Consider the following 14,128-nt stretch of genomic DNA (forward strand, 5'->3'; position numbering starts at 1 on the left):
GGTTTTTTCGGTATAATCAAGCTGCAAGGCAAATAGCAAATTTAATGTTTAAACAATATAGTTATATATGCGATTTTAATTTTTTAAACAACAAGGAAAATAGGTTTAATTTCTAATCTTATTTTTCATTAAAAATTAAATTGACTATAATCAAGGAAATTTATTTATTAAGGTATAATAAATATAAAATAAAAGCAAAAATTAATTTTTTCAATTTTAAAAGGAGCATAATGCGCTATAAAAAATATTCTGAAATTCCTGAAAAATATCGTTTTGATTTAGAATCGCTTCTTGATGGTAGAACCATTGAAGAAAATTTTGCTGCTATTTTGGCAATTTCGAATGAATTAGTTGCCAAAAAGGATCAACAATTTGAGAATGTTGAAAATTTTCTTGAATATAAAAAATTGGAAGAAAACTTTGGAATAAAATATAATAAAATTTCTAACTATATTTCAAATAATATTAGCGTAAACGTAATTGACCCTGTTTTTAGCGAACTTAATGAACGATTTATGTTTCAAATGTCTGAATTTGAAGCCAAATTAGGTTCGCTTGATGTAATTTTCTATAAAAAAGAGGACAAAATTCGTTCCTGAATCGATGATGAGCGCATAAAACCATATCTAAAAGATCTAAATTATCGACTAGAAAATAAAAAACACAAACTAGCTGATGAAATCGAAAATTATCTAACAAAATCTTCTTTTGGCGAAGTTTCTGTTTATAAAATTTTTTCAATTCTTTCAAATTCTGAAACAAAATTTGAAAATATAATTGACGAGAATGGGCAAAAATTAGAGCTAAATTCCACAAATTACTATAATTATTTAAAAACAGGAACTCCTCAAGTGCGAAAAATTGCTTATGAAAATTATCATAAAGCTTATTTAGCGCATAAAAATACCTTTGCAAATTTACTCTATCAACATATTAAATCTCATTCAGTTGAGGCGAAAATGCGGAATTATAATTCTTTAATTGAAGCAAGTCTGAGTTCTGATCGTTTTTGCTTAAAAAGTCTTGAGAAATTATTTAATTTCGTGGCCTCGGCGGCCCCAATTTTTGAAAAATTCAAAAATGCGCAAAAAAAATTTTACAAAGCAAAGTTTGGCTCTGAAATGAACAGTTGAGACCGCTTAGTTCCACTTGTTGAAATTAAAAATAATTACACTGTTAAAGAGGCCCAAAAAATTATCTTAGAATCAGTTATACCGCTTGGAGCAGAGTATGAAAAGATGGTTAAAAAATCCTTTGAGCAACGATGAATTGACTATCATTATGTTGATTCAAAAAGGTCTGGAGCCTATTCAATCGGTGGGTCTTATGGTCTTGAAAAAAAATATATTTTAATGAATTTTGACTTTACAATCAACTCAGTTCATACACTCGCTCATGAATTAGGTCATTCACTTCATTCTTATTATTCTGATAAAAATCAAGATTTTCATAATAGTTCTTATCCAATTTTTCTTGCCGAAATTGCATCAATTTTTAACGAATTACTACTTGATGATTATCTTTTAGAAAAACAGCAAGATGATAATTTTAAATTTGAGATTTTGTTCCAAAAAATTACAACTTTTATTGGTACTGTGCAAAGACAGATAATTTGAGCTGATTATGAAGCAATTTTGTATAATAAAATTGATAAAGGCGAACCGATTAGTTCTTATGAGGCTTTTGTGAAAATTTATAAAGAAATTTGGCAAAAATATAATCCTAATGACCCGCTTGAGAATGAAAAACCGCTTATTTATAGCGTAATTGTTCCACATTATTACTATGGATATTATGTTTATAAATACGCAATTGGCTATCTTGTTGCTAACGTTTTCTTTCAAAAATATAAAAAAGAAGGTAAAAAGGCGTTAGATAATTACATTGAAAATTTCCTTTCAAAAGGCGGCTCTGATTGGCCAAGTGAAATTCTCAAAAAAGCTGGTGTTGATTTAGCGAATTCTTCAATTTACACAGAAGCTTTTTCACTTCTTGAGAACCAAATTGATGAATATATTCGCCTTGGAAAGAAAATTTTTAAAATTGACTTCTAAATTGAGTTTGTTCAACTTTTTAAAAAAATAAAAAAATCTTAAAAAAAGAGATTCATTTTTATTTTTTAATATTATTTTGAAAAAAATAAGTAAAAAATGCGAAAAATTTTAAAAATTTGCAAAAAGTATAATAAAATTCAATTATTATTTAAATGAGAGCGTAATTTTTATGCAAGGTAGTAAAAACGCGAAAATACTCGAGGAAATACTAATAAAATATTCGATGAATAAGCGTTTTTTTCGCTGGCAAAATCAAAAATTTTTAAGTAAAAAATTGAATAGAATATACTGAATTTTAAAGTTTTTTTGGATCATTTTTGGCGTATTAACTTTTATTTTTCTAATAATTTCTTTTATTATAATAATGCCAACGAGATATTCAAACAATATCGACAAACAGGAAAATTTTGCTCATTTTCAACTTTTATATACTGCCACTTTTTGTGCCGGAGTAGCAATTATTTCGTCATTAGTTTGTTTTGTTTTTTGTAAATTAAATCCCGAGAAAAAATTTGTTTTAGATTTTAATAGCTGGTCTGTAAATAAAATAGTTAATGAAAGTGGCTTTCAATTTCAATATCTAAAAAACTTTGAAAGTTTAGCATCAAATAATGAGCTTAAGATTCAAAAAGTTGACAAGCCTGCCTGAAGTGAAATAAAAAGCGAAAATTTGGAATTTTTGTTTGATTTTTTTACTTTTCAAACTACTAACATATCGACCCATTTTAAAATAACTACGTCCAAAGATATTATTTTTTATTTAAAGTATTCGAAAGTTCCGGAGAATTTTCGTGTTTATGAAAATGAAAATTTTTTAATTATTGACTCAGAATTTCTTAATAAAGACAGAAAAATCGCCCTTGAAAATAAAGGATTTAAGTTCTGAAAAGAAAAAGAAAGCAAAATCTATTTCTGAAATCCTGGGCCTGGGTTTAATATCTTTGAAATTCAGATAAACAATCCTTCATTTTTGTCTATAATTGAAAAATTAGAAGAACAAGTTGAAATAAAATTAAAGGAATTAGACCAAATTGCAAAAATTATTAACGGATAAAGGAAAAAAATGAAAAAAATTTTATTTAAAGCCGGCGAATTATCCCAACTACCAGGGGTTTTCGCCCCTGTATATCATGTAGCTGATAGTAATATCTTTCAAGAGCCAAACTCTTTGAAAGTTTTACCTTCAATTGATGTTAGACCTTCTAAACATATCTTAATTGATGAATTTAAAAAAAATCCTTTTGTTTTAGAATTATCTGCAAGTTTTACAAGAATGCAAGATAAAATAGAAAATATCGACTTTTCAAAATTTGAAGAAACGGAAGATCTTTTAAATTTTAACCTAGAACATCTTGAAAATATAGAAATAAAAACAAGATTTAGAGAAGAATTTTACAAAAATTTAGAATTGATAAAAACTAAAAAGATGTCTTCAGATGAAGCAATGGCTTTGTTTGCTAAATATTCAATAGATATCAATAGTGCAAAAGCAGACGAATACAATGATGAATCCGAATCTAAAAATAAAGAAGATCTTAAAGAAGACCAAAAATCGCAACAGCCGCAACGAAATCTTAATAATTTGGCTAAAAATAACGAAAATAATAAAAAGTTAACAAAAGAAGAAGAGAATAAAGCAATCGAAAATTTCTTAAAAGCCCCGGAATTAAAGGCTGAGTTTTTAAAATTACAAAATGAAGCTAATGAAAGTAAGGAAGAATTTGAGAAATTTTTAAATAGTTACCAAAAGCTATATGATGCAAACAAAATTTTAAATATAACATCAGCAGCTCTGGCGGGAATTTCATGAGCGCTTGTTGCAACCTATACAACATTGGCCTTTTGAACTTTTGGTGCAACCGCCCCGTTTGCTGCCGCTGTTGCCTTGCAATCTTCTATAATGACATTTTTTGTTTATGAATCTTTTAAAGCACAAAAAGCTATGAGCAAAGATTTAGAGAGAATAGAAGAATTCAAAAACTCTTCTGAATATCAAAGAATCCAAAAATTTTCGGGAATGACATTTGATGAATTTAAACAGCAACTAAAAGAAGAAATTAAAGTCATAAAACCTAATTTTACTTTCTTTTATAAAACAATAAATGTTGCTACTACCACATCCGCAATTCGGATGTCAATTAGATATGAGATAGAAAAAGTAATGGAAAAAATGGTCTCAAAACTTTTTGGCAGAAAAATAGCCAATGAATCTATAAGAGAAACTATTACAAAATTATTGTTTAAAAAATCATATTTTTCTGCGTATAAAGTAATTGAAAAACTCGGAATTTCAGCTGGGGTTAAACGAGGAATTTTATTTACCACAGCTTTTGCTAATCCTTTAGGTACGGCGATAAATGTTATTGATACTTTAGTAACTGATATTTCAATTGTAACAGATATTATATTGACTAATCAACTTAAAAATAAATAATGATGCAAAAAAATTTAAGCAAAAATTGAGTTCTTTTTTTTAATTGAAAAATCAAGAAAAATAAGCTATTTTTTCTTCTTTTTTCCCTTTTTTTTGTTGCTTTTTTTATTGATCTAACCTTAGCTTTGCTATTAGAATTTAGTCTAAAGTCCTTTGTTAGTCAAAATTCGCGCTTGATAAAAAATTTTGCTAGCGTCTCTTTATTTATCAATATTTTTTTGCTCATTTTTGTAATCCTTGCTTCTATTTTGCTAATTTTGTGTCTCTGATTTGGCTGGAAAAGTGCAAAAAAATTCAGGCAAAACTATCTTTATCTAAAAGGTTTATCGCTGCATTTTGAAGCCGATTTTGTTAAAAAAGATTTTCTAATTGAACATAAATTATGAAGCGAATTTACAAATTTTGATATAAAAAAGGGTGAAAAAATTGCAAAATTTGATCAGTTATACAATGGTTCTATTTTGCTAAGTTTATCAAAAAAAACAAAAATTACAAATTTTGCCTCTTCTCACATACATATATTAGAAGAAATTAACATCTACATTAATGATTTTAGACTGCGAGATTATAAGGTAAATTATTTTGAAGAAATAAGAAAAATATATAACAATTTATTAATAATGTCTTTTCTTTCCTTTATTTTATCTACATTATTTTGAATATCTATTATAGTAGTTATTTTTTATTTTTGCTTCCCACCACCTTTTTTTCATTATAGAAATTATTCAGAATTGAAAATTCCCGCTTTTTTTAACTCGAGTGTTTCCTTAACCATTTTTATGCTAATAGCAATTTTTTCTTTTGGCTTTTTTCTAAAATTTCATTTTAGCGAGTTTCGAAAATATTTAATTATTTATTACAAAGTTTTCGCGGTTGGTCTGGCAAACTTTAAAAAAATTGAAAATTTTGCAGAAAATGAAGAATTTAAAAACAGTTTGTATATTGCAATTAAAAAGAAAAACAAAATATCAAGACCATTAGATTTAGATAGTGATATTTTTAACTAGGATTTTATTCCTTAAAAAGGTTTGACTTAATAATTATCAAGATAAATACAGCATTCAATTCAAAAAAGATGATGAAGTTGACAGAGAATATTTTGATGAATCTTCTCTTTCAGTTGTAAAACCTGAAGCAACTAAGTAACTTGAAAAAGAAGAGCAAACTAAAGAAAAAGCGGAAAAAAAGAAGAATTAAGCTTCCTAATGGAAGAAGAATTATCAATTATTGTTTTTGGCTTAATAGTAGATATATCAAAAACATAGTAAATCAAATTTTAGAAAACTAAAAGCTAATTTACTAAAATTAGTCAAAAAAACAAAAAAGCGTTAAAAATAATAAAAATAACCTATTTTTCCTAATTTTTTATTATTTTTATCCTTATGTTTTTGTTTTTTCTAATATTAGGTAGTAAAGTCCAAATAAAGCTGAATCATCGCCAAAAGCGTCTTTTTCAAATCTAAGAGTTTTTCATTGATTTTTATTTGTTCAAAGTTTTGCCTTTTCAATGGCTTTTTGAATAATTCAAAAATTATATTCAGCCACAGAACCACCAAAGACAATTAAATTAGGGTTTAAAATCCCAATTGTTATTGAAATTGTTCGCGCGAGAGTATCGATACAGTCATCAACAATTTGTTTATATTCTTTATAGTGGTCATATTTTGCGATTATATTTTTTGGTTCTGTTTCTTCTAAGTTTTTATCCTTGGCTCTTAAAGACATTCCTGTCCCGGAGACGAATAATTCAGCTGCATAATTATTTAAATGATGTTTTTTATTAAATGTTTTTGAGGTTGGAATATGGGCAATTTCCTGCCCAAAACCTTCAGAACCATGAAAAATTTTGTTATTAATTACTAGTCCAGCGCCAAAACCAGTTGAGATTGTATAAAACTGAGTTACCCCTTTTTTGGTATTTTTATAAAAAATATGATTCGCAAATGCCATTGCATTTGCATCATTTTCAAAGATAGCATATTCTAATTTAGAATTATTTAGTAGATATTTTTTAATATTTATTCCATTTCAGCCAACTAAATTAGGAGAAGAAAGAATAATCCCTTTTTGATAATCAGCCGGACCCGGGATGCATAAAGCGATTGCGTTGATCTGGTATTTGTTAACTAGATCAAGAATTTTATCAAGAATTTTTTTATAATTTTTAACATCGGTGGTAAATTTAATTTTCTTTATGATTTTATTATTATTAAAGATGGCAAAACGGGTATTTGTACCGCCGATGTCGATAGCGGCAAAATTATATTTTTTCATTTTTTAGTCCAATTTTTATTTTGATAGTGTGATAATTTTTATTATTATTGCCTGTTTTTCAATTTTTTAGATAGTTTTTATTATCTTTCATTTCCAATAGATCAATTAATTCCTTTTCATTTTTTAGAACTCAGTTTTGGTAAGTGGAAAAATAATTTATCGAATAGGACTTAAAATTTGTACTAATTTGATTAGCTTTTACTTTTTTTATTGCTTGATTTGAGAGGATAATTTTGGTTTTAATTGCGGATTTAATTGTTTTATTTGCATTAATTCTTTTTTCAATTATTATTTGATCTTTTTCTAGACTGATAATTATACTGCCTTTAATTTTGCAAAATTTATGCTGAACTTCAAAAGGGAGAAAATGTTGATTTTTATGTTTTGAATATTTAAAATCTAAATTAATAATTTCATATTTTTTATTTTCTAGTTTTTGGTTTTCATCATTTAGTAAAACCAATCTAAAATCCAATTTTTCAATAAAAATTTCATTGAAAAATTGGATTTGTTTTTTTTCTTGAGATAAACAAAAGGAAAAATTTGGTATTTTCCCTGTTTTTTTAAAGATTTTTTTAGTTATTTTTCTTATTAGAGAGAACATCTCATCCAACAACTGCAACTAAAATTAGTCCTTTAATTATGTATTTTTGTGATTCGGCAACATTTAAAACAAGTAAACCTTGGTTGATTACCCCGATAATTGATGTACCCAAAATTGTTCCACTAACCGATCCAATCCCACCATAGACTGAAGCCCCACCAGTAAAGACAACAGAGATAACATCAAGAGCAAGATCATCGCCCCGAGATGAAGTCGCGGAAGAATAAGTAGCTGTAAAAATAATCGACGAAAATCCAGCAAGTGCGCCAATGATAATAAAAATTATCATTGTTGTTCTTTTAACATTGACCCCGGATAATAGAGCAGCTTTCCGGTTGCCGCCAATTGCATAAACAGAGCGTCCAAAAGCGGTATTTTGGCTAAGAAAAGTAAATAAAGCCAGCGCGATACCCACATATAAAACATAGTATCTCATCGACTTATCACCGAGAGAGAAAATTATACCACAAGCAAGAAATAAAGAAAAAATAATTACTTGAATTATTAAAAAAATAATAATATTTTGGACTTTAATTCCAAATTTTCTTTTTGTATAATATCCTCAAGTGCGCAGAGCAACAATAATTGCGCCTAAAATTAGTGGTAAGAATAAAGAAAACATTCAAATTGGACCTATTTTTAAATCAGGGATTCCCCCAATTGTTCCCTTAATATAAGTTGAATCAACGGATCCAATTGGAGTCAGTGTTGCCCCATTTGAATAGACAAGTTGGGCGCCTTTAAAAGCAAGAAATCCACCTAAAGTTACAATAAATGCCGGGATATTTCCATAACCAATAAGCCAGCCTTGCATAAATCCGATTATAGCGCCAATCAGAGTTGTTAGAATAAAAGTTAGTCAAATACTTTGACCGGTATTATTATAAATATAAACCGAAAATAGTCCAAGTAGCCCAACTAGCGTACCAACAGATAAATCGATATTTCCGCTAAGGATCACAAGTAGCATTCCCATTGCCAAAATAATAATATAAGAATTATTTTGAAATAAAAGTGTGAATGTATTTGCTTGAAGTAAAGTTCCTTTGGTAATTCCTAAAAATATTACAAAAACTAGAAGGAAAATATATAGCATTGAAAATTTTTTTAGATGATGGAGGCTACTTGAAATATAATTCCCGCTTTTTGTCTCTTTTAGTCAATTTTTAACTGGTTTACTCAAGTCTTTTAAAATTATTTTGACACTATTATAAAATTCCATTACATAACACTCCCAATACTTAGTTGCATAATTTTTTCTTGATTTGCTTCCGAGGTTTTTATCTGACCTTTGATAACCCCTTGCGACATTACAAAAATTCGATCAGTGATTCCTAAGAGTTCTTCAATTTCAGAAGAGATTACAATAATTGCTTTACCTTGTAATGAAAGGTCAAGTAAAATTTTATAAATTTCGTATTTTGAGCCAACATCAATTCCTTTTGTTGGCTCATCAATAATTAATAAGTCAAATTTGGTACTTAAAGCTTTTGCAATGACAACTTTTTGTTGATTTCCTCCAGAAAGTGATTCGACATTATTTGAAATATTTTTTGTTTTAATATTTACATCTTTTTTTTGTTGGTAGGCGTTGATAATTTCTTTGTTTTTATTTAGTATTCCTAATTTTGAAAATAGGTGAAGTGCTGCTGAAGTTATATTATTTTGAATCGAAAAAATTTGGATTAAACCAACATTTTTTCGATCTTCAGAAGCATACATAATTCCAGCTTTGATTGCTTGTTTTGTATTGGTAAATTTTACTTCTTTTCCTTTATAAAATACTTTGCCTTTTGAAGGTTTATTATAATATTGACCAAAAATTGAAAGCATTAATTCGGTTCGGCCTGAGCCGACAAGCCCATAAATTCCGACAATTTCATCTTGTTTTACATCAAGTGAAGCATTTTTGACAACATTATAATTTGCAATACTTGCATGCGGAATAACTATATTTTTGATTTCAAAAATGACTTTCCCGATTTTTCGATTTGGATCCCTGGGAGGGAATTTGGATTTTAAAGGACGACCAACAATGTCCTGAATTAGCCTGTTTTCATCAATTGCTTCTTCATTTTTATTATATTGGGAAATAAATTTCCCATCGCGGATCACGACAATATTATCTGAGACATATTTGACTTCATTCAGTTTATGGGAGACAAAAATCGATGTAATTCCTTGTTTTTTTAAATTTTTCATAATATCAAGCAAGCGAAAAGCATTTTCATCATTAAGCGAAGAAGTTGGTTCGTCTAAAATTAGTAGTTTTGCATTTTTTGAAAGTGCTTTGGCAATTTCAACCATTTGCTGTTTTGCAATCGAAATTGTTCCGGCAATTGTTGTTGGATCCTCATCAAGACCGACCATTTCTAAGTATTTTTTGCATTCAGAGATCATCTTATTTCAGTTAACTTTGCCAAATTTGGTCGGATAGTTTCCGATATACATATTCTCACAAATTGATAAATATGGCGAAATTGATAGTTCTTGATGAATTATTGCAATTCCGACACGTTCGGAGGCTTTTGTATTTGCAAAAGCCATAATTTTATCTTCAAAAATTAGATCACCTTTATATTGCCCAACGGGAATTACTCCTGATAAAATTTTTAGAAGCGTCGATTTTCCTGCACCATTTTCGCCAACTAGACTAGTAACTTCCCCTTTTGGGATTTTAAAACTAACATCAGATAAGGCGGTTACTGGTCCATAAACTTTTTTTATTTTTTTTAGTGATAGAATATTATTTTTTTTCAATTTAATATCCTTCCATAAATAAAAAATTAGCTTTAAATTTTTCAAAATGAATATAAATATGTAAAATTTTAAGCTAATTTTTACTAAATAGTTTTCTTATTAATTAAGAATAAATTTTTTAATTACTTTAATTTTACTTTTAGGCATCAGGATTATCAACATTAGCTTTTGTTACGACTACCGGACTTACTAAAATTGTATTAATAATTTTATTTTGTGATTTATATGTTTTATTATCATATTTAAATGAAATACTTGGTAATTTAGATTTTAGTTCCATCTCAACATCATCTTTGGTTGCTGAATTTTTTTTTGCAATTAAAACACGAAGAACTTCAACAGCAACTTTTCCTAAAACTTTATCAGGTTTATAAATTGTCATATTTTGATCGCCATCTTTGATAAAAGTTTTGGCTTTATCATTATAATCTTGACCAGTGACAAAAATTTTTTTTGTATCAAATCCTTCAAGTTTTAGTTTAGTAATCGCTTGTTCGGCCATTCCATCATTTGGGGCAAGAAATCCTTTAAAGGTAGAAGCAGGTTTTGAACCGATCGCTTTGATTTTATTACCACCTGCTGGATCTTTATTAATTGTTAGAAAAGATTGGATTCTTTGACCAGCAGTTCCATAATTCCACCCTGGGACATAAACAGCATTTTTGCCTTCAGGGGATAAGTCAATAATTTTATTTTTCGAATTTTTCATTAATTCTTTAAGAACTTTCATTGCGCCATTATAAAAATATTGGGAATTATTATCATCTTGTGAACCGGCAATTGTATAAAAGGAAATTGTTTCTTGGGGCATATTGGATTTTAGGTATTCATTCATTTCCTCAATTGATTTAAATGCATCACCCTCTTTTCCTAATAGACCTGCAGCAAGTGAAAGACCTTGTAATTCTCCTACTTTTTCATTATCATAAGAAACATACCAATCATATTTATCAGAACCAGTAATTAGTCGATCATAGGCAACAATTGGAATTCCTTTATCCGCAATTGTATTAACCGCAGTTCCAACCCCACTGCCATTTTCAGGCGCAATAATAAATCCTTTGGGCGCTGGACTTAAATTAGCTTGCTGAGTTAGTCAGTTATTTTGGGCCTCTTGGTTTTTTGTAATTGTTGAAGTTGCTGCTTCTGTTTCATCAATGAAACTAATAATGTCTTTTTGGGCATTAATTCATCTTGGATTATCAGGATCTGTTAGCGCAACACGAATAGAATCATTGCTTACTTTATGTTTTATTGTTTCACTTGTTGGTTTAGAATCTGATCCTTGGAGCGAATCATTTTGACCACAACCAGCAGCGGCAAATGAAATAATTGATACAAGCGAAGTTGCATAAATAGCTGATGAGTATAAGAATTTTTTTTTAAGAAGTTTTTCCATTTTGTTCCCTTTCAAATCAATTCAATTATATAACTAAATTATACTATAAAAATGAATTTTTTCCAAAAAATGAATTTTTCTTAAAAAAAGAAACAATAATTACTTTTTTTAATAGTAAATTATAAAAATTGTAATAAAATTAGAAATAATTTTTAAATTTTTTTCTAAATAGTACGATAATTTTTATGCCAATAACTGTTATTCCGCTTTTTAGTTTAACACTTTTTAAAATTTTTGGTTCAACTAAAGGAAGAAATTTTGTCATTTTTAATTTGTTTTTTATTTAAAATATACCAAAATTTATCTAGGTTTTTAAATTTCGTGAAAATAAAAAAGTTTCTTAGAAAAGCTTAAAAATTCCATTATTTTTTAAGAAAATTTGTAAAAAAAATTATAAAATTATATCAGATTTTATAATTTTTTGAAAGGGAAAAAATGACATACCAAGAATATCTTCAAGCACGACTTGAACAGCAAAACGAGGTTAAAAGTTTGCGTTCAGTATTAATTATTGATGGGGCCGATGAGCGAGCAATCGCAGCAGCAAAATTGCTTAAAAAGAAAAATTTAGTAAAACCGATTTTGTTAGTAGATGAGACAATTCCAAATCTTGAAATTGATCAATATGTTATTGATTATCGTGAAAAGTTAGAATTTATTAACGAATTTGTTAAATTACGCAAAGGCAAAGAAACACTTGAATCAGCAGAAATGCAATTTGAATCTAATGCTTTTTATGGGACAATGTTACTAAGAAAACAAAAAATTGATGCTGTTGTTGGTGGGCTTAATTATCCAACAGCTGAAATTTTACGAGCGGCTTTTAAAATTATTGGGCCTAAACCAGATATTAAAACAATTTCATCAGTGATGGTTGTGCATAAAAATGAGAGCAAATATTTATTTAGTGATATTTCTGTTAATATCAGCCCAAATGAGAATCAACTTGTTGATATTGCCAAAAATGCTCTTGATTTTGCGCTCCAATTAGGTTTTGAACCTAAACCAGCCTTTCTTTCTTTTTCAACAAAAGGGTCAGCAAAATCAGCGCAATCTGAAATTGTTGCAAAAGCAACGCAAATATTTAACGCAAAATCGCCAATCGAAGCTTATGGCGAAATTCAATTGGATGCTGCTCTTGATGTTCAAGTTAGGCGACAAAAATATGGTGAGAATAACGGAAAAAATGCTAATATTTTAATTTTTCCAAATCTTGATGCCGGAAATATTGGCTATAAAATTGCCCAAAGACTCGGAGGATTTGGAGCGATTGGACCAATAATCACCGGAATTAATGCACCAATTAATGACTTATCTCGTGGCGCTACAGTTGAAGATGTTTTTAATACAATTTTAATTACCGCTCTTCAAGTTGAAAAGGATTAATAGTGAACCCAAAAATTTTAGTAATTAATGCCGGCTCTTCGTCAATTAAATGACAAATTTTTAACAAAAAAAATCTTGACTTAATTGGGGTTGGACTAATTGAGCGAATAGGACTTGAAAATGGGCAAATAAAAATGAATTTTCTTAAAAAAGACTATAAATTCAGTGATAATTTTACCAATCATACCGAAGCGCTTGAAAGCCAAATTGCAATTTGAAAAGAAAATAAAATAGTAGAAAACCTTGATGAATTTGAGTTAGTTGGCTTTCGCATTGTTCATGGTGGAGCGAGTTTTAGTTCTCCTGCAAAGTTAGATGATCGCGCAATTTCCAAAATTCAAGAGGCAGCCAAATTTGCGCCATTACATAATCCAGGCGCACTTGCCACAATCAAAGCAATAAAAAAATTACTACCATTAGCAAAATTAGGCGCAAGTTTTGATACCGCTTTTCATGCAACAATTCCAAAAGTAAATTATACATATGCGATTAACGACGAAATTGCTAATAAATACGGAATCAGAAAATACGGGTTTCACGGTATTTCGCATAAATTTATTAGTATGAAAGTAGAAGAAATTTACCAATCTCAGAAGGTAAATTTTGTTAACATGCATATCGGAAACGGAATTTCCCTTTGCGCAATCAAAGATTCAAAATCCATCGATACTTCAATGGGAATGACACCACTTGCAGGAGTTGCAATGGGAACTCGTAGTGGCGATATCGATCCCTCAATTATACCATATTTAGCAAATGAGGCAAATTTTTCCTTTAATGAAATTGAGCAGTTGTTGAATAAAAATTCGGGACTTTTAGGTTTATCAAAAATATCATCTGATCTTCGTGATGTAATTAAGGCGAAGAATAATCATAATGAAAATGCAAGCTTTGCCCTGGAAGTTTATGTTCAAAAAATTGTTGATTATCTAGTAAATTATATAAATAAAGTGGGGAAAAACATAAGAGCACTAGTTTTTACAGGTGGTGTTGGCGAAAATTCAGCACTAATTCGCTCGCTAGTTATTGAAAAGGTGCAACTTCCAAAGTTAAATTTAGTAATTGACAAAGCCAAAAATGCAAAATCGATAAGCGAATTTAAAGAAATTGAGAAAATTTCAGCTCCTGAATCAGATCTTGATATTTTTGTAATTAAAACAAATGAAGAACTTTTAATTGCCAAAAACGCAATTAAAGTTTGAGAAAACTAGTAAAAA

Annotated in this window: 12 protein-coding genes; 7 read left to right on the forward strand and 5 right to left on the reverse strand. The window is 28.6% G+C overall.

The genetic code is table 4. The features are described 5' to 3' along the window. The first annotated feature begins 230 nt into the window (after positions 1–230). The 5 genes from pepF to MYF_RS03335 all read left to right on the forward strand — a co-directional run bounded on the left by pepF (position 231) and on the right by MYF_RS03335 (position 5,634). Positions 231–2,054 carry an oligoendopeptidase F gene (gene pepF, locus MYF_RS00770; protein WP_039387523.1) on the forward strand — a complete coding sequence of 608 codons (1,824 nt, stop codon included), beginning with the start codon at positions 231–233 and terminating at the stop codon, positions 2,052–2,054. A 364-nt stretch (positions 2,055–2,418) separates the two neighbouring features. Beyond that, positions 2,419–3,108, forward strand: coding sequence for a hypothetical protein (locus tag MYF_RS03360; RefSeq protein WP_201771011.1), 690 nt, complete (start codon positions 2,419–2,421; stop codon positions 3,106–3,108). Positions 3,109–3,117: 9 nt separating this feature from the next. Next, positions 3,118–4,488, forward strand: a complete 1,371-nt coding sequence (locus tag MYF_RS03415; RefSeq protein ID WP_002557631.1) for a hypothetical protein — start codon at positions 3,118–3,120, stop codon at positions 4,486–4,488. Positions 4,489–4,613: 125 nt separating this feature from the next. Next, entirely contained in the window at positions 4,614–5,495 is an 882-nt protein-coding gene (locus MYF_RS00790) for a hypothetical protein (RefSeq protein WP_236681781.1), read from the forward strand. Further along, complete coding sequence (locus MYF_RS03335) at positions 5,479–5,634, forward strand: hypothetical protein (RefSeq protein ID WP_155897261.1); 156 nt, start codon at positions 5,479–5,481, stop codon at positions 5,632–5,634. Before MYF_RS00790 ends, MYF_RS03335 begins: the two co-directional genes overlap by 17 nt. 234 nt (positions 5,635–5,868) lie before the next feature. Here MYF_RS03335 and MYF_RS00795 read toward each other — a convergent pair whose 3' ends face one another. The 5 genes from MYF_RS00795 to MYF_RS00815 form a co-directional block, all read right to left on the reverse strand. Beyond that, a complete protein-coding gene (locus MYF_RS00795) occupies positions 5,869–6,762 on the reverse strand; it encodes an ROK family protein (RefSeq protein WP_002557634.1) in 894 nt (297 codons plus the stop codon). Further along, a complete protein-coding gene (locus tag MYF_RS00800; RefSeq protein ID WP_002557635.1) occupies positions 6,749–7,366 on the reverse strand; it encodes a hypothetical protein in 618 nt (205 codons plus the stop codon). Before MYF_RS00800 ends, MYF_RS00795 begins: the two co-directional genes overlap by 14 nt. Next, the gene (locus MYF_RS00805; RefSeq protein WP_002557636.1) at positions 7,338–8,588 is read right to left on the reverse strand and encodes a sugar ABC transporter permease; all 1,251 of its coding nucleotides are present in this window, start codon (positions 8,586–8,588) and stop codon (positions 7,338–7,340) included. The genes MYF_RS00800 and MYF_RS00805 overlap by 29 nt, the downstream gene beginning before the upstream one ends. Beyond that, on the reverse strand, positions 8,588–10,126 hold the full coding sequence (locus tag MYF_RS00810; RefSeq protein ID WP_039387525.1) for a sugar ABC transporter ATP-binding protein: 1,539 nt from the start codon (positions 10,124–10,126) through the stop codon (positions 8,588–8,590). The genes MYF_RS00805 and MYF_RS00810 overlap by 1 nt, the downstream gene beginning before the upstream one ends. A 139-nt stretch (positions 10,127–10,265) precedes the next feature. After that, positions 10,266–11,525 carry a substrate-binding domain-containing protein gene (locus MYF_RS00815; protein ID WP_002557638.1) on the reverse strand — a complete coding sequence of 420 codons (1,260 nt, stop codon included), beginning with the start codon at positions 11,523–11,525 and terminating at the stop codon, positions 10,266–10,268. Positions 11,526–11,960: 435 nt separating this feature from the next. Here MYF_RS00815 and MYF_RS00820 point away from each other — a divergent pair, with 435 nt between their 5' ends. Beyond that, positions 11,961–12,911: a phosphotransacetylase gene (locus MYF_RS00820; RefSeq protein ID WP_002557639.1), complete on the forward strand. Its 951-nt coding sequence runs from the start codon at positions 11,961–11,963 to the stop codon at positions 12,909–12,911. A gap of 2 nt (positions 12,912–12,913) precedes the next feature. Beyond that, entirely contained in the window at positions 12,914–14,122 is a 1,209-nt protein-coding gene (locus tag MYF_RS00825; protein ID WP_002557640.1) for an acetate/propionate family kinase, read from the forward strand. Positions 14,123–14,128: the final 6 nt, after the last annotated feature.

This window comes from Mesomycoplasma flocculare ATCC 27399, assembly GCF_000815065.1.
GTDB classification, from domain to species: Bacteria; Bacillota_I; Bacilli_A; order Mycoplasmatales; family Metamycoplasmataceae; genus Mesomycoplasma; species Mesomycoplasma flocculare.